13 protein-coding genes are annotated in these 15,475 nt (G+C 65.1%); 2 read left to right on the forward strand and 11 right to left on the reverse strand.

Annotation, left to right across the window (positions count from 1 at the left end):
* Positions 1 to 31: 31 nt before the first annotated feature.
* From AB4Z32_RS09960 to lptF, 3 genes are read right to left on the reverse strand one after another with little or no spacing between them, the layout of a single operon-like run.
* Complete coding sequence (locus AB4Z32_RS09960; RefSeq protein ID WP_442121683.1) at positions 32 to 415, reverse strand: sirohydrochlorin chelatase; 384 nt, start codon at positions 413 to 415, stop codon at positions 32 to 34.
* A 10-nt stretch (positions 416 to 425) separates the two neighbouring features.
* Positions 426 to 1,610: an LPS export ABC transporter permease LptG gene (gene lptG, locus AB4Z32_RS09965; RefSeq protein ID WP_442121684.1), complete on the reverse strand. Its 1,185-nt coding sequence runs from the start codon at positions 1,608 to 1,610 to the stop codon at positions 426 to 428.
* Positions 1,607 to 2,755: an LPS export ABC transporter permease LptF gene (gene lptF, locus AB4Z32_RS09970; RefSeq protein ID WP_442121685.1), complete on the reverse strand. Its 1,149-nt coding sequence runs from the start codon at positions 2,753 to 2,755 to the stop codon at positions 1,607 to 1,609. The genes lptG and lptF overlap by 4 nt, the downstream gene beginning before the upstream one ends.
* 86 nt (positions 2,756 to 2,841) lie before the next feature.
* On the opposite strand from lptF, the gene AB4Z32_RS09975 reads away from it, so the two are divergent.
* Entirely contained in the window at positions 2,842 to 4,338 is a 1,497-nt protein-coding gene (locus AB4Z32_RS09975) for a leucyl aminopeptidase (protein WP_442121686.1), read from the forward strand.
* 133 nt (positions 4,339 to 4,471) lie between these two features.
* On the opposite strand, the gene AB4Z32_RS09980 is transcribed toward AB4Z32_RS09975, so the two are convergent.
* The 3 genes from AB4Z32_RS09980 to AB4Z32_RS09990 are packed head-to-tail and all read right to left on the reverse strand — an operon-like array spanning position 4,472 to position 5,477.
* On the reverse strand, positions 4,472 to 4,912 hold the full coding sequence (locus tag AB4Z32_RS09980; RefSeq protein ID WP_442121687.1) for a hypothetical protein: 441 nt from the start codon (positions 4,910 to 4,912) through the stop codon (positions 4,472 to 4,474).
* On the reverse strand, positions 4,909 to 5,100 hold the full coding sequence (locus AB4Z32_RS09985; protein WP_442121688.1) for a DUF1653 domain-containing protein: 192 nt from the start codon (positions 5,098 to 5,100) through the stop codon (positions 4,909 to 4,911). The genes AB4Z32_RS09980 and AB4Z32_RS09985 overlap by 4 nt, the downstream gene beginning before the upstream one ends.
* Entirely contained in the window at positions 5,100 to 5,477 is a 378-nt protein-coding gene (locus AB4Z32_RS09990) for a hypothetical protein (protein ID WP_442121689.1), read from the reverse strand. The genes AB4Z32_RS09985 and AB4Z32_RS09990 overlap by 1 nt, the downstream gene beginning before the upstream one ends.
* Positions 5,478 to 6,071: 594 nt before the next feature.
* Here AB4Z32_RS09990 and xth point away from each other — a divergent pair.
* Entirely contained in the window at positions 6,072 to 6,836 is a 765-nt protein-coding gene (gene xth / locus AB4Z32_RS09995) for an exodeoxyribonuclease III (RefSeq protein ID WP_442121690.1), read from the forward strand.
* On the opposite strand, the gene AB4Z32_RS10000 is transcribed toward xth, so the two are convergent.
* From AB4Z32_RS10000 to prpC, 5 genes are all read right to left on the reverse strand, one after another.
* Positions 6,817 to 9,696 carry an EAL domain-containing protein gene (locus AB4Z32_RS10000; RefSeq protein ID WP_442121691.1) on the reverse strand — a complete coding sequence of 960 codons (2,880 nt, stop codon included), beginning with the start codon at positions 9,694 to 9,696 and terminating at the stop codon, positions 6,817 to 6,819. The genes xth and AB4Z32_RS10000 overlap by 20 nt on opposite strands.
* A gap of 151 nt (positions 9,697 to 9,847) precedes the next feature.
* On the reverse strand, positions 9,848 to 11,050 hold the full coding sequence (gene prpF / locus AB4Z32_RS10005) for a 2-methylaconitate cis-trans isomerase PrpF (RefSeq protein ID WP_442121692.1): 1,203 nt from the start codon (positions 11,048 to 11,050) through the stop codon (positions 9,848 to 9,850).
* Between the two features lie 56 nt (positions 11,051 to 11,106).
* Positions 11,107 to 13,722 carry a Fe/S-dependent 2-methylisocitrate dehydratase AcnD gene (gene acnD, locus AB4Z32_RS10010; RefSeq protein ID WP_442121693.1) on the reverse strand — a complete coding sequence of 872 codons (2,616 nt, stop codon included), beginning with the start codon at positions 13,720 to 13,722 and terminating at the stop codon, positions 11,107 to 11,109.
* Positions 13,719 to 14,243 carry a GNAT family N-acetyltransferase gene (locus AB4Z32_RS10015; protein WP_442121694.1) on the reverse strand — a complete coding sequence of 175 codons (525 nt, stop codon included), beginning with the start codon at positions 14,241 to 14,243 and terminating at the stop codon, positions 13,719 to 13,721. The genes acnD and AB4Z32_RS10015 overlap by 4 nt, the downstream gene beginning before the upstream one ends.
* A 45-nt stretch (positions 14,244 to 14,288) precedes the next feature.
* Positions 14,289 to 15,455 carry a bifunctional 2-methylcitrate synthase/citrate synthase gene (gene prpC / locus AB4Z32_RS10020; protein ID WP_442121695.1) on the reverse strand — a complete coding sequence of 389 codons (1,167 nt, stop codon included), beginning with the start codon at positions 15,453 to 15,455 and terminating at the stop codon, positions 14,289 to 14,291.
* Between the last annotated feature and the right edge of the window lie 20 nt (positions 15,456 to 15,475).

Here is a 15,475-nt window from a genome sequence, read left to right on the forward strand (position 1 = left end):
TACAAGTCAGTTAACGAACAGCATAGATGGATCAACCAGGAAGGGCGCCCACGCAATAGGCCGCCATGGCCGCCAGCACGTCCGGGTCTTCGCCGACCGCGGGCACTGTCGAAAAGCTTACGTCGGGATGGGCGGCGCGCAGTTCCTCGACCAGGCGCGGGAGGTCGCGCAGCAGGTGGCCGCCCTGCCCCAGGAAGATTGGAACGATGGTGATCTCGCGTATGCCGCGCGCGGTGAGCAGCGCCGCCTCTTCCGGCAGGCTGGGCGTCATCAGCTCGAGGAAGGCCAGCGAGACCGCGACGTCGGGCCGCTGCCCGGCGGTGAGCTCGCGCAGCCGCTGGAAAGGCGCGGCCCAGGAAGCGGCGCGGGCGCCGTGGGCGAACAGGATCAGGGCACGATCGGAATGCGGTTCCACGATGGTCTCCCTAACGCCGCTCGACCCAGCGCAGGGCGCCCAGCGCGAGCAGCAGGAACAGCAGGCTGGGCGCGACCGCCGTCATGAAGGCCGGCCAGGTCGACAGCATGCCGATGTGCGAGAACAGGTTGTCGATCAACATGAAGCTCACGCCGATCATGATGCCGACGAAGATCTTGAAGCTGACCCCGCCGCTGCGCACCTGCAGGTAGCCGAAGGGCAGCGCCAGCGCCATCATCACGAAGATCGACAGCGGGCCGATCAGCTTGCGCCAGAAGGCGATCTTGAAGCGCTCGGTTTCCTGGCGGTTCTCGGCCAGGTGGCGCGTGTAGACGGCCAGTTCGTTGGCCGACATGCGCTCCGGATCGGAACGCGACACCGACAGGATCTTCGGCGTGATCTCCGATTCCAGGTCGAGGGTCGGGATCTTGCGCGTGGAAACGGCGGCGGTGTCCTGGCCGAAGCTGTTCTGGATGGTCTGGCCGTTCGGCAGCGGCGCGCCCGGTGCGGGCAGCGTGCGGCTGTTGGTGAACTGGGTCTCGGTCACGTTCTGCAGGCGCCAGGTGTGGTTGCCGCCGAAGACGGCACTGGCGGCCGTGATCAGCGCACGCATGCGCATATTGTTATCGAACTCGTAGAGGCGCACGTCCTGCAGCTGGCCGTCCGGGAGGATCTGGCGCGCGTTGAAGAAACGCGAACCGGTCACCGGGCCCTTCGGTCCGCCCTCGTGGATGGTGTCCTTGGTCCACATGCCGGAGCGGAATTCGGCCGACACGGTGGCGCCCTTGGCCGACAGGCGCAGGCGCTCGGCCAGCGGCGCCGTGCGCGGCGTGACCAGCTCGCCGAAGATGAAGGTGACGACCACGAACACGACGCCGATCTTGAACAGGATCCAGGCCGTCATCCGGGTCGACATCGATGAGGCGCGCATGATCGTGAATTCCGAGGTCTGGGCGAACTGCGCCATCGTGTAGATGGTGCCCAGCAGGGCCGCGATCGGCATCACGCGGTACATATTACCGGGCACCAGCATCAGCACGTAGAGCAGCGCGTGCTGGATCATGTAGCCGCCCTTGCCCACCGCCGGCAGTTCGCCGGTCAGGTCCATGAAGGCGGCCAGGGCCAGGAAGGCCACCAGCACGAAGGCCACGGCCTGGGCGATGTTGACGAAGAAGTAGCGCTCGAGGATCTTCATTTCGCGCCCTCCTTCGCGACGCCGCTCTGCAGGAGGCGGCGGCGCTTCCAGGCGTTCGCCAGCAGCAGCGGATGCCAGCGGTGGTGGATGTTGAGGCGCCAGGCGAACAGCCCCAGCGCGGCCAGCAGCACCAGCGCATGCAGCGGCCACCAGCCCATGCCGAAGGCGAGCTTGGCCTGCTTGACGGCCTGCTCGGCGGCCTTGGTCAGGTTCAGGTAGGTGAAGAAAATCAGCAGCGCCAGGATCAGGTTGGTCGAGGCGCCGGCGCGCGGGTTGACGAAGCCGAGCGGGATCGCCAGCAGCATCAGCACCAGGCACATGATCGGCGCGGTGATGCGGTACTGGAGTTCGGCATCGGCGTACTGGTTGCGCGGCATCGCCATCAGGGCCGGCGTCGACAGGCTCTCGACCTTGAGGTCGCCCATCACCGGGGCCTGGCTCGAGACCCGCATCCGGTAGCGTTCGAATTCCATCGACTGGAAGTCCGGCTTGCCGGGCGTGCCCTGGTAGCGCCGGCCGTTCTTCAGCACCAGGTACTGGCCGCCCTTGCCGTCCGGTTCGATCTGGCCTTCCTTGGCGACCACAGTGGTGTTCACACCCTGGTCGATGGTATTGACGAACACGTTCTGCACCACGGTCGAGGAACGCCCCGCGGAGCTTTCGACGAAGAACACGCGGTCGGCGGCGACCGATTCGCGGAACTGGCCGGGCGCGACGCGCTGCAGGTCTTCGCGCTTTTCGAAGCGTTCGGTGAACTCGTTGCTCTTGAGCTGGGCCCAGGGCATGGCGACCAGCGACAGTCCCGCCACCAGGATCGCGACCGGCAGGCCGAAGATCAGCACCGGCGCGATCCAGCGCGTGAGCGACTGGCCGGAGGCGAACCAGACGACCATTTCGGAGTCGCGGTAGCTGCGCGTGATCACGACCAGCACCGAAATAAAGCTGGTGAGGATCAGGATTGTTGGCAGATAATTCAGCACCGCAAAAGCGATCAGCGCAAGCACGTCGCCCGATGCGACCTTGCCTCCCGCGGCCCGGCCGAGGATGGTGATCAGGGTCCAGGTGACGAGGATGGAAAACAGGACGGTGAAGGTTGCGCCGGCGACGCTGGCCAATTCACGCTGTAGGGCGCGTCGGAAGATCATTCGATAGTTATAATTGCAGGTTAGGCACTGACGCGCGCATCGCCGATTCGCATGCCGCGGCCTCGAATAGACAAACGGAGAACCAAATGGACTTTAGCATAAAAGCATTCGACACAAAAAACACGCTGGCCGCAGCCAAATCCGGCTGCGTCGCAGTCGCAGTGTTCGAAAACAAGAAACTGTCGGAGGCCGCCAAAGCCCTCGACCTGAACGGCGAGATCGCTGCCGCCGTCAAGTCGGGTGATATCTCCGGCAAAGCCGGCACCACCCTTCTGCTGCGCGGCGTTGCCGGCGTTACCGCGGCCCGCGTGCTGCTGGTCGGCATGGGCGCCGACGAAGCCGTGAGCGAGAAGAGCTTCACCGGCGCCGTCAGCGCCGCCCTGAAGACCTTCGCCACGCTGGGCGCGCAGGATGCCATTATCGCATTCCCACTGGAGAATGTGAAAGACCGCGACCTGGCATGGGCAATCCGCAGCATCGTGGTTGCCGCCAACGAGGCCGAATTCCGCACCGACGCGCAAAAGAGCAAGAAGGATCCCCTGCCTTCCGGCGTGCGCAAGCTGGCCATCGCCGCCCCGCAGGCGAACGCGCAGCTGAAGACCGTGCTGGCCCAGGCCCAGGCGATCGCCAACGGCATGAACCTGACCAAGGAACTGGGCAACCTGTCGCCGAACGTCTGCACCCCGACCTACCTGGCCAACACCGCCAAGAAGCTGGCCGCCGACCACGGCTTCGACATCGAAGTCCTGGAGCGCAAGCAGCTCGAGGCGCTCAAGATGGGCAGCTTCCTGTCGGTCACCCGCGGCAGCGACGAAGCGCCCAAGTTCATCGTCCTGAAGCACAACGGCGGCAAGAAGAACGAGGCGCCGGTGGTCCTGGTCGGCAAGGGCATCACCTTCGACACCGGCGGCATCTCGCTGAAGCCGGGTCCGAACATGGACGAAATGAAGTACGACATGTGCGGCGCCGGCTCGGTGCTGGGTACCTTCCGCGCGATCGGCGAGATGGGTCTGAAGCTGAACGTGGTCGGCATCGTGGCCGCCTGCGAGAACATGCCGTCGGGTCACGCCACCAAGCCGGGCGACATCGTCACCGCGATGAACGGCACCACCATCGAGATCCTGAATACCGATGCCGAAGGCCGCCTGATCCTGTGCGACGCCCTGACCTACGCCGAGCGCTTCAAGCCGGCCGCCGTGATCGACATCGCGACCCTGACCGGCGCCGTGATCGTCTCGCTGGGCCACCACACCTCGGGCCTGTTCACCCGCGACGATGATCAGCACAACGCCCTGGCCGACGAGCTGATGGACGCCGGCAAGCAGACCGGCGACACCGCCTGGCGCCTGCCGATCGGCGAGCAGTACAACGAGCAGCTGAAGTCGAACTTCGCCGACCTGGCCAATATCGGCACCCCGGGCGGCGCCTCGATCACCGCGGCCTGCTTCCTGGAGAACTTCACCCGCAACTACACCTGGGCTCACCTGGACATCGCCGGCACCGCCTGGAAGTCGGGCGCGGCGAAAGGCGCCACCGGACGTCCGGTGCCGCTGCTGACGACTTTCCTGTTGAACCGCGTGTAATTGCTACGCCGCCCCACGCGACGTCGCCCCCCGCGCAGGCGGGGGCCCAAGTTCGTAGTGCCCTGGTTACGTTTGAAGCTGGCGGTATGCGTATAAACTTGGATCCCCGCCTGCGCGGGGACGACGCACTTTCTCAGAAAATGGGCGTAGCGGAATCCCCCACCCCATGCTCCCCTTCGCCAGGCTTAGCCGGGCGCATGAACACCGTCAGGGTGGGAGCATAGGCGTAGTTGTTCTCGACATAGTCGCGCAGGCCCGCGGTAAAGAGGATGTTGCCGACCAGGCGGTTGGCCTTGTAGTGGGCGCCCCACCACTCATCGGCGCTGCCGACGCCGTCGCGCTTGCAGTAGACGGCCAGCGGCTTGCTGCTGCGGGTCACCGTCACCCGTCCGGGCGCGACCACGAACCAGCGGCCGATGTCGTTCGCCAGCAGGCAGCCGACGCCGGTCACTTCGCGATGATCGAGAATGGCGTGCACCTCCACCTGCTGCTCGGGGGAGTCGCCGTTGATGCCGCCGCTGCCCACGCAGCCCGCCAGGCAGGCGCCCAGCGCAAGCAATGAAACTTTCTTCATGTACCGTCCGCGGCAAAGCGCGGCAGGCGCACGCCGTCGACCTCGACCGTTTCGAAAAAGACGTGCTTCGGCCGGACCCAGGTCCTGCCGTCCTCGCCACGGTAGACGATCACCGGCGTATGATCCGCCTCGAGCACGGCCTCGCAGACCAGCTCGTAGACCCCGCCCTTGTAGTGGCGGTAGCGCATCAGGCCTGTTCTGCGACCTGGCGGCTCTGGTTCTGGCTCTGGCTCTTTTTCTTCAGGCTCTGGATGACCCGCACGATGCCTTCGACGCCGGCACTCTCGTCGAGCGCACTGAAGGCATCCAGGACCTCGTTCAGCACGCGGTTGCGCACCGCGGCCTCGTCGGCCAGCATGACCGGGGCCTTGTCCTCGGCCGGCGCGAATTTCTGCACCTGCTGGGCCTGCTGCGCCTCGAGGGCCTTGCTGCCGTGCGTCAGCGCGGCCTGCCAGATCAACCAGCGGCGCTGGGTTTCATATACCAGGTACTCTTCCGGCTTATCCTCACGGCGCCGGACAATGTGGCCATCGCGTTGGGCCCATGCTTCGAATGCTTGACGCATTGCTGTCCTTTACAAAAGCTGTGTGCAAATCCTGCTTGCGGATCCGCGATCGTTACACACCTGCCAGTGGCCGGAGCGGTTCCGGCCCGGGCAACCCTAACAAAGCAATGAATTGCCAGGAGATACTTGACTTCAAAGAAATGTGCAAATACTACACTAAAATTGGCCTACTGCAACTTTTTCTTCCCGAATGAAAAAAGATACGAAATCGTTCCGCGTCTTGCCCCGATTGTTACATCTTGTCACAGTCAGGCCGTGTTTGCCAGACCTGTCATATGTTTTTCTTATCGAGCAATGATTTTACGTCATCACCATTGCATTTTCTACAAATTATTGCAATTGCGCATGGTTTCAAAAGGAAACCCTCCACAAATACAACAGGTAGCTGAAATTGCCTTACCGTCTCGCAACCGAGGTAAAGCAACATTCATTCCTCCTTGAAGAAATTTCATAAAATCAAATAGTTAGCGTTTTCCCTTTAAAGGATTTCCGCTGTCCTGTAAGTAATTCCGACAGGCATCGACTAAAGACGTTCTCATAAGCCGGTTGAGCTATTAAGATGCAGGTCTGTTTGATCTTTCGACGCCCACATTAATGAAAATTGCCACCTGGAACGTAAACTCCCTCAAAGTGCGCCTGCCGCACCTGCTGCAATGGCTTGCCGCCAATCCGGTCGACGTGCTCTGCATCCAGGAAACCAAGCTCACCGACGACAAATTCCCCGTCGCAGAGATCAACGCCTCCGGCTACGAGGTCGCCTTCACCGGCCAGAAGACGTATAACGGGGTTGCCATCCTCTCCCGCCATCCGCTGAGCGACGTGGTGCGCAACAACCCGCACTTCCCGGACGAGCAGCAGCGCCTGATCGCCGCCACCGTGCAGGGCGTGCGCATCATCTGCGCCTATGTGGTGAACGGCCAGGCGGTCGGCTCCGACAAGTACGCCTACAAGATGGCCTGGCTGTCCGCCCTGCGCGAGTGGGTGAAGGAAGAGATGGCGGCGCATCCGGACTTCGCGATCCTGGGCGACTACAACATCGCGCCGGACGACCGCGACGTCCACGATCCGGCCGAGTGGGAAGGCCAGATCCACTGCTCCGAACCGGAGCGCGAAGCCCTGCGCGCGCTGTTCGGCCTGGGGCTGACGGACGCCTTCCGGCTGTTCGAACAGCCGGAAAAGCAGTACAGCTGGTGGGACTACCGGATGATGGCCTTCCGCCGCAACCGCGGCCTGCGCATCGACCACATCCTGCTGTCGCCGGGCCTGGCGCAGCGCTGCACCGCCTGCACGATCGACCGCGAACCGCGCAAGTGGGAGCAGCCTTCGGACCACACCCCGGTCATCGCAACGCTCGACTGAACAGCGGCGGTATCTCCTCGGCGGCGGCCGGCTTCGCGAACAGGTAGCCCTGAAGATAAGCGCAGCCGTGCTGGCGCAGCAGGTCCATCTGGCCCTCGGTCTCCACGCCTTCGGCCACCACCGACAGCTGCAGGCTGCCGGCCAGCGCCATGATGGCGGCGACGATCGCCTGGTCTTCGCTGCTCGATTCCAGGTCGCGCACGAAGGCGCGGTCGATCTTGATCTTGTGGACCGGGAAGCGCTTCAGGTAGGCCAGGCTCGAATAGCCGGTGCCGAAGTCGTCGATCGACAGGCGGATGCCCATCTTCGAGATCTGCCCCAGCGTCTCCAGGGTCTGCTGGCCGTGCTGCATCAGCGCGGTCTCGGTGATCTCGAATTCGAGCAGGCTCGGGTCGATGCCGGTATCAATGAGGATGCGGCGGATCGATTCGATCAGGCCGCGCTGCATGAACTGGCGCGCCGACAGGTTGATCGCCAGCGGCACCGCCGGCAGCCCCGTGCGCTGCCACGCCACCGCCTGTTCGCAGGCGGCGCGGATCACCCACTCCCCCACCGGCACGATCAGACCGTTCTCCTCCAGCATCGGGATGAAATCGTCGGGCGCGACCAGGCCGTGGCCGGGACGGTGCCAGCGCAGCAGCACTTCCAGGCCTCTCACGCTGCGCTCCCGCATGCAGACGATGGGCTGGTAGAACAGCGTGAATTCATGGCGTTCGAGGGCCCCGCGCAGGCTGGTCTCGAGTTCGAAATGGCGCGCCGCCGCCACGTTCATGCGCTCTGCGAAGAACTGGTAGTTGTTGCGGCCCGAGGCCTTGGCGTGGTACATCGCGGCGTCCGCCTTGCGCATCAGGGTCTCGACGTCTTCGCCGTCGTCCGGGCACAGGCAGATGCCGATCGAGGGCGAGATATGCAGGCTGCGGCCTTCGAAGCGCACCGGCTCGGCCAGCGCGCCGATGATCTTCTCGCCGACCAGCGCGCATTCCTCGGCCGCGCGCACGCCCGGCACCAGCACCACGAATTCGTCGCCGCCCAGGCGCGCCACGGTGTCGACCGCGCGCACCACCTTGCACAGGCGGTTCGCGACTTCCTTCAGCAGGTGGTCGCCGGTCAGGTGGCCGAGCGAATCGTTGATTGTCTTGAAGCGGTCCAGGTCGATGAACATCACGGCCAGCTTGCGGCCCTCGCGGCGCGCCGCCAGCATCGCCCGGTCCAGGCGTTCGGAGAGGAGCGCGCGGTTCGGCAGCCCGGTCAGGGCGTCATGATAGGCCATGTGGTGGACCCGTGCCTCGGCCTGGCGGCGCTCGACGATCTCGGCCTGCAGCAGCCGGTTTGCGCCGGCCAGTTCGGCGGTACGCTCGTGGACCCTCACTTCGAGTTCGTCGCGCGCGCGGCGCAGGGCGTCGGCCGCCTCGCGCTGGTCGGTGACGTCGTCGATCAGCCAGACGCTGCGGCCGCTGCTCTCGGCCAGGTCGAAAGGCCGGCCCGACAGGCGCGCCCAGAAGCGCGTGCCGTCACGCCGCATCAGCTGGTATTCGGCCATGTGCACACGCCCGGCCGCGAAGTCGGAGCGGGTCTGGCGACGCGCCTCGTCCCAGCTGGCGGCGTCCGGATAGAGCGCGCGCACCGAGGTGCCCTCGATCGCGGCGCCGGGATAGCGGAACAGCTCTTCCATCTTGCGATTGCAGCGCAGCGTGCGCCCGTGCTCGACCACCGCGATACCCAGCACCGCGTTGTCGAGGATGGCCTGGTTTTCCAGCAGGGCGTTGCGCAGCGATTCCTCGTCGCACTTCTGGCGGGTGCGGTCCTCGATCATCCAGATCGTACCCTTGGCCGGCTCCTCACGGTTGATCGCATAGCCGATCAGCCTGGCCCACATCGGCGTGCCGTCCTTGCGCACCATGGTGCTCTCGGCCTCGAAGGGCTTGCCCTGCCCGAGCACGCTGTAGGCCGCCACGCCCAGCGCGTCGAAAGACTGGTCGTCGGCATACAGGATCCGCGTCAGCCGTTCCAGGGTTTCGCCCTCCCGGTAGCCGAACATGCGGTCGAAGCTGCTGTTGGCGCGCGTGATGACGCGTTCGCGGGTGAAGAAGATGCCGATCGAGGCGTTGGTCATGATCGCCTGCACCTCGATCAGGGCCTGGTGCGCCTCGGTGACGTCTTCCAGGATCCAGATCGTGCCGGCCTCGCGCGAGGTCATGTCGACCGCCTTGGCGCGGATGCGGCACCAGATCAGCGAGCCGTCGCGGCGGCGCAGCTGGATCTCGGCCTGTTCGAACAGCTCGCCGGCGGCCAGGACCTGGATCGCCTTCTCCATGAAGGCTGCGTACTGCGTCCGCGAGAAGAAGAACTCGACCGGGTCGCGTCCGACCAGCTCGCAGGCATCGTAGCCCAGCATCTGGGCCATGCGCGGATTGCAGGACTTGACCATATGCGGCAGGGTGACGACGATGCCGACCGGGGCGTGTTCGAGCACCGCGGCCTGCTCCAGGCGGGCGCGCTGGTCGGCCTGGCCAGTGCCGGGCAGTTCGCCGAACACGAAGGTGGCGCCGGCAATGCCGGCGTCCGGCGGCAGCGGCCGCGCCCTCACCTCGACCGGCACTTCGCGCGCGCCGGCAGCCATCACGCCGCTCCAGCGCCGTTCGCCGCCCGGCGCCAGGGCGGTCTCGTGCAGCGCCTGCGGGACGCTGCGCTCGCAGAACAGCGCCGGCAGCGTGCGGCCCTCGATCGGCGCACCGAGCAGCCGCTCGAGCGCCTCGTTGACCGCCCAAATCATCCCCTGCGCGTCGCAGGCGCATGCCGGCGCCGCGAGCAGCGCCAGCGCTTCGGCCACCAGGGCCGGTTTGCTCGTTACACGATCCATCCCTTGTTCCAGTCTCCGGGTCCGTCCATGGGACCTCTATTTCCCATGGGAATCATAAACCACAAATCACCGGAAATATCAAACTGGCAAAAAAAAGGCCCGCCGTGTTGTACGGCGGGCTCATCGGCTGAATGCGCTCCTGGAGTCGCTCTTAGAAAGCGTCGCCGGGGATGCGTACCCAGCCCTCCATCAGCACACGGGCGCTGCGGCTCATCACGGCCTTTTTGACGACCCAGTCGCCATCCACCTGCCCGGCCTGGGCGCCGACGCGCAGGGTGCCGGACGGGTGGCCGAAACGCACGGCCTCGTGCGCACGGCCGCCGGCGGCCAGGCTGACCAGGGTGCCGGGAATCGCCGCCGCGGTGCCGATCGCCACCGCCGCCGTGCCCATCATCGCGTGGTGCAGCTTGCCCATCGAGAGCGCACGCACCAGCAGGTCGATGTCGTCCGCTTTCACCTGCTTGCCGCTCGACGCCGTGTAATCGGCGGGCGGCGCGACGAAGGCGACCTTCGGCGTGTGCTGGCGGCGCGCGGCTTCCTCCACGTGCGCGATAAGGCCCATGCGCATGGCGCCGTGGGCGCGGATCGATTCGAACATCGCCAGCGCCTTCGGGTCGCCGTTGATGTCGTCCTGCAGCTCGGTGCCCTTGTAGCCGACATCCAGAGCGTTCACGAAGATGGTGGGAATGCCGGCGTTGATCATCGTGGCTCTCAGGGTGCCGACACCGGGCACCTCCAGCTCGTCGACCAGGTTCCCGGTCGGGAACATCGAATTGCTCCCCCCTTCGCCGCCCTCGCCCTCCTCGGCCGCCGGGTCCATGAACTCGAGCTGCACTTCGGCCGCCGGGAAGGTCACGCCGTCCAGCTCGAAGTCGCCGGTTTCCTGGACCTGGCCATTGGTGACCGGCACGTGGGCGACGATGGTTTTCTGGATATTGGCCTGCCAGATGCGGATGGTGACGCTACCGTTTTCCGGAATGCGACCGGCGTCGATGAAACCGTTGGCGATGGCATAGGGGCCGATCGCCGCCGACAGGTTGCCGCAGTTGCCGCTCCAGTCGACGAAGGGCTTGTCGATCGAGACCTGGCCGAACAGGTAGTCGACGTCGTGGTCCGGGCGCGTGGCCTTGCCGACGATGACGGTCTTGCTGGTGCTGGAAGTGGCGCCGCCCATGCCGTCGATCTGCTTGCCGTAGGGGTCGGGGCTGCCGATCACGCGCATCAAGAGCTTGTCGCGCGCCTCGCCGGGGACTTGCGCCGCTTCGGGCAGGTCCTGGAGGCGGAAGAAGACGCCCTTGCTGGTGCCGCCACGCATGTAGGTGGCGGGGATTTTAATCTGTGGGACTTGGGCCATATGTGTTAGCTCCAAAACCGTCATTCCCGGCATTGCCGGGAATGACGGGTTCAATATCATGCAGCGACTTTGGTGGTCGCCAAAAAGTCCTGCGCAAACCGCTGCAGCACGCCGCCGGCCTCGTAGATCGACACCTCTTCCGCCGTATCCAGGCGGCAGATCACCGGCACCTCGACCGTCTCGCCGTTCTTGCGATGGATGACCAGCGTAAGCGTCGCGCGCGGCGTGCGCTCGCCCACCACGTCATAGGTCTCGGTACCGTCCAGGCCCAGGGTCAGGCGGGTGGTGCCCGGCTGGAATTCCAGCGGCAGCACGCCCATGCCGACCAGGTTCGTGCGGTGGATGCGCTCGAAGCCTTCGGCCACGATGGCTTCCACGCCCGCCAGGCGCACGCCCTTGGCCGCCCAGTCGCGCGAGGAGCCCTGGCCATAGTCGGCACCGGCCACCACGATCAGCGGCTGCTTGCGTTCCATATAGGTCTCGATCGCTTCCCACATGCGCGTGACCTGCCCTTCCGGCTCGATGCGGGCCAGCGAGCCGGCGCGCACGCTGCCGTCGGCATTGCGCACCATTTCGTTCTTCAGCGTTGGATTGGCGAAGGTTGCGCGCTGGGCCGTCAGGTGGTCGCCGCGGTGGGTCGCGTAGGAGTTGAAGTCCTCTTCCGGCAGGCCCATCTTGTGCAGGTATTCGCCGGCCGCGGAGTTCATCATGATGGCGTTCGACGGCGACAGGTGGTCGGTGGTGATGTTATCGCCCAGCACCGCCAGTGCGCGCATGCCTTTCATGGTGCGCTCGCCGGCCAGCGCGCCTTCCCAGTACGGCGGACGGCGGATATAGGTGCTCATCGGGCGCCAGTCGTACAGCGGCGACACGGCTTCTTCCGTCGTCTCCTGGCGCGCGAACATCACGTCGTACACATTGCGGAACTGCTGCGGCTTGACCGACTGCTCGACCACGGCGTCGATCTCGGCATCGCTCGGCCAGATGTCGGCCAGCCTGATCTCGCGGCCGGAGGCATCGACGCCCAGCACGTCCTTCTCGATGTCGAAGCGGATCGTGCCGGCGATCGCATAAGCCACCACCAGCGCCGGCGAAGCCAGGAAGGCTTGCTTGGCATAGGGGTGGATTCGGCCGTCGAAGTTGCGGTTGCCGGACAGGACGGCGGTCGCGTACAGGTCGCGCTCGACCACTTCTTTTTGAATGACCGGGTCCAGCGCGCCCGACATGCCGTTGCAGGTGGTGCAGGCAAAGGCGACGATGCCGAAGCCCAGCTTTTCCAGTTCCGGCAGCAGGCCCGCCTCTTCCAGGTAGAGCGCCACGGCCTTCGAGCCTGGCGCCAGCGACGATTTCACCCAGGGCTTGCACAGCAGTCCGAGCCTGTTTGCGTTGCGGGCAATGAGACCGGCGGCGATCATATTGCGGGGGTTGTTGGTGTTGGTGCAGCTGGTGATGGCGGCGATGATCACGGCGCCGTCCGGCATCAGGCCCGGCTCATTCTCGACCTTGCCGGCGATGCCCCGGGCCGCCAGTTCCGAAGTCGGCACGCGATTGTGGGGGTTGGAGGGTCCGGCGATGTTGCGCACCACGGTCGACAGGTCGAAATGCAGGGTGCGTTCGTACTCGACGTTCGCCAGGGTGTCGGACCACAGGCCCGCTTCCTTCGCATAGGTCTCGACCAGCTTCACCAGTTCGTCGTCGCGGCCGGTGAGCTTCAGGTACTTGATGGTCTGCTCGTCGATCGAGAACATGGCGGCGGTGGCGCCGTATTCGGGGGCCATGTTCGAGATCGTGGCGCGGTCGCCCAGGGTCAGGTTCGCCGAACCCTCGCCGAAGAATTCAAGGTAGGCGGAGACGACTTTCGACTTGCGCAGGAATTCGGTCAGCGCCAGCACGATGTCGGTGGCGGTGATGCCGGGCTGCGGTTTCCCGGTCAGCTCGACACCGACGATGTCCGGCAGGCGCATATAGGAAGCACGGCCCAGCATGACGCTCTCCGCTTCCAGGCCACCGACGCCGATCGCGATCACGCCCAGCGCATCGACCATCGGGGTATGCGAGTCGGTGCCGACCAGGGTGTCCGGGAAGGCCACGCCATCCTTTACCTGGACCACGGGGCTCATGCGCTCGAGGTTGATCTGGTGCAGGATGCCGTTCCCCGGCGGGATCACGTCGACGTTCTGGAAGGCCTTCTTGGTCCACTCGATGAAGTCGAAGCGGTCTTCGTTGCGGCGGTCTTCGATGGCACGGTTCTTGGCGAAAGCGTCCGGATCGAAGCCGCCGCACTCGACCGCCAGCGAGTGGTCGACCACCAGCTGGGTCGGCACCACCGGATTGACCAGGGCCGGATTACCGCCTTGCAGGGCGATGGCGTCGCGTAGGCCGGCCAGGTCGACCAGGGCGGTCTGGCCCAGGATATCGTGGCAGACCACGCGCGCCGGGAACCATGGGAAATCGAGGTCCCGCTTGCGTTCGATGAGCTGCTTCAGCGAAGGCACCAGGGCCTGCGGCTCGCAGCGGCGTACCAGGTTTTCGGCCAGCACACGCGAGGTGTAAGGCAGGCCGTCCCAGGCGCCCGGCTGGATTTCCTCGACTGCGGCCTTGGCGTCGAAGTAGTGCAGATTGGTCTGGGCGGCATCCTGTCCGCGCAGGGGTTTGCGATATTGGCTGTTCATGATGGATCAGGTGAAACCAGAGATAAGAGCAGGTGCTGCGTGGCGCAGTACCGGCCTTCGTGAAAGATGGCATCCGGCTGGACGCCGAATTGCTGGAAGCCGAGGCTGTCGTACAGGCGACGGGCCGGCGCGTTGTCCTCGTTGACCACCAGCGTGAGCTGCCGGATGTGGCCGAGCGAGCGGGCAAAGGCGATCAGATGCGCCGTCAGCAGTCGCCCGATGCCGGCGCCCTGATGCTCGCGCCCGACCATCAGGCTGTTCAGGCTGGCGACGTGACGCAGCCGCCTGCCCTCCTTGGCGCGCAGGCAGATGGCGCCGACCAGAAGTTCACGGTCGAAAGCGCCGAACCAGTGGTAGTCCGGCCTGGCAAGGCGCTCCGCATGCCAGGCGAGGGATTTGCCGAGCGCTTCTTCGTAGTCGGGACCGTGCGCGAACTGGAACTCGCGCAGGCTGGCCAGGCGCAGCTCGCGGTAGGCGGCTGTGTCGCTTGGGGTGAGTCGGCGGATAGTCGGATCGTTCATGTCATCCTTCGTCATCCCCACGAAAGCGGGGATGACGGCAGTGGTTTACTTACGCTCCGCCAGCGGCACGAACCTCAGATCCTCCGGACCGACATAGTTCGCGCTCGGACGAATGATCTTGTTGTCGATACGCTGCTCGATGATGTGTGCCGACCAGCCCGAGGTACGCGCGATCACGAACAGCGGCGTGAACATCGCGGTCGGCACGCCCATCATGTGGTAGGACACCGCCGAGAACCAGTCCAGGTTCGGGAACATCTTCTTCACTTCCCACATGACCGTTTCCAGGCGCTCGGCGATGTCGAACATCTTCATCGAACCGGCGCTCGCCGACAGATCGCGGGCTACTTCCTTGATCACCTTGTTGCGCGGGTCCGAGATCGTGTACACCGGGTGGCCGAAGCCGATCACGACTTCCTTGTTGGCGACGCGGTTGCGGATGTCGGCTTCGGCTTCGTCCGGGTTCTCGTAGCGCTTCTGGATCTCGAAGGCGACTTCGTTGGCGCCGCCGTGCTTCGGACCGCGCAGCGCGCCGATCGCGCCGGTGATGGCCGAGTAGATGTCGGAACCGGTGCCGGCGATCACGCGGCCGGTGAAGGTCGAGGCATTGAACTCGTGCTCGGCGTACAGGATCAGCGAAGTGTGCATCGCTTTCACCCACTCATCGGATGGCTTCTGGCCGTGCAGCAGGTGCAGGAAGTGACCGCCGATCGAGTCGTCGTCGGTCTCGACTTCGATGCGCTTGCCGTTATGGCTGAAGTGGTACCAGTACAGCAGCATCGAACCCGTTGACGCCATCAGGCGGTCGGCGATGTCGCGCGCGCCCGGGATGTTGTGGTCGTCCTTTTCCGGCAGGGTGCAGCCCAGCACCGAGACGCCGGTGCGCATCACGTCCATCGGGTGCGAGGCGGCCGGCAGGGCTTCCAGCGCGCTCTTCACCGCTTGCGGCAGGCCGCGCAACATCTTCAGCTTGGCCTTGTAGCCTTTCAGTTCGGCGGCGGTCGGCAGCTTGCCGTGCACCAGCAGGTAGGCGATCTCTTCGAATTCGGATGTGTCGGCCACGTCCAGGATGTCGTAGCCGCGGTAGTGCAGGTCGTTGCCGGAGCGGCCCACCGAGCACAGCGCGGTGTTACCGGCGGCGACGCCGGACAGGGCGACCGACTTCTTGGGTTTGAAAGTCGGGGTCTCGGTTTGGCTGGTCTGATCGGTCATGGTCTTGATATCTCCGTATT

The sequence above is a fragment of the Massilia sp. 2TAF26 genome (assembly GCF_052115005.1).
Lineage (GTDB): Bacteria > Pseudomonadota > Gammaproteobacteria > Burkholderiales > Burkholderiaceae_D > Telluria.

What these genes read in the sequence shown, in the direction of transcription:
- lptG (WP_442121684.1), bottom strand. Translation starts at nt 1,610, where the DNA reads ATGAAGATCCTCGAGCGCTACTTCTTCGTCAACATCGCCCAGGCCGTG.
- lptF (WP_442121685.1), bottom strand. Translation starts at nt 2,755, where the DNA reads ATGATCTTCCGACGCGCCCTACAGCGTGAATTGGCCAGCGTCGCCGGC.
- AB4Z32_RS09975 (WP_442121686.1), top strand. Translation starts at nt 2,842, where the DNA reads ATGGACTTTAGCATAAAAGCATTCGACACAAAAAACACGCTGGCCGCA.
- AB4Z32_RS09980 (WP_442121687.1), bottom strand. Translation starts at nt 4,912, where the DNA reads ATGAAGAAAGTTTCATTGCTTGCGCTGGGCGCCTGCCTGGCGGGCTGC.
- AB4Z32_RS09985 (WP_442121688.1), bottom strand. Translation starts at nt 5,100, where the DNA reads ATGCGCTACCGCCACTACAAGGGCGGGGTCTACGAGCTGGTCTGCGAG.
- AB4Z32_RS09990 (WP_442121689.1), bottom strand. Translation starts at nt 5,477, where the DNA reads ATGCGTCAAGCATTCGAAGCATGGGCCCAACGCGATGGCCACATTGTC.
- xth (WP_442121690.1), top strand. Translation starts at nt 6,072, where the DNA reads ATGAAAATTGCCACCTGGAACGTAAACTCCCTCAAAGTGCGCCTGCCG.
- AB4Z32_RS10000 (WP_442121691.1), bottom strand. Translation starts at nt 9,696, where the DNA reads ATGGATCGTGTAACGAGCAAACCGGCCCTGGTGGCCGAAGCGCTGGCG.
- prpF (WP_442121692.1), bottom strand. Translation starts at nt 11,050, where the DNA reads ATGGCCCAAGTCCCACAGATTAAAATCCCCGCCACCTACATGCGTGGC.
- acnD (WP_442121693.1), bottom strand. Translation starts at nt 13,722, where the DNA reads ATGAACAGCCAATATCGCAAACCCCTGCGCGGACAGGATGCCGCCCAG.
- AB4Z32_RS10015 (WP_442121694.1), bottom strand. Translation starts at nt 14,243, where the DNA reads ATGAACGATCCGACTATCCGCCGACTCACCCCAAGCGACACAGCCGCC.
- prpC (WP_442121695.1), bottom strand. Translation starts at nt 15,455, where the DNA reads ATGACCGATCAGACCAGCCAAACCGAGACCCCGACTTTCAAACCCAAG.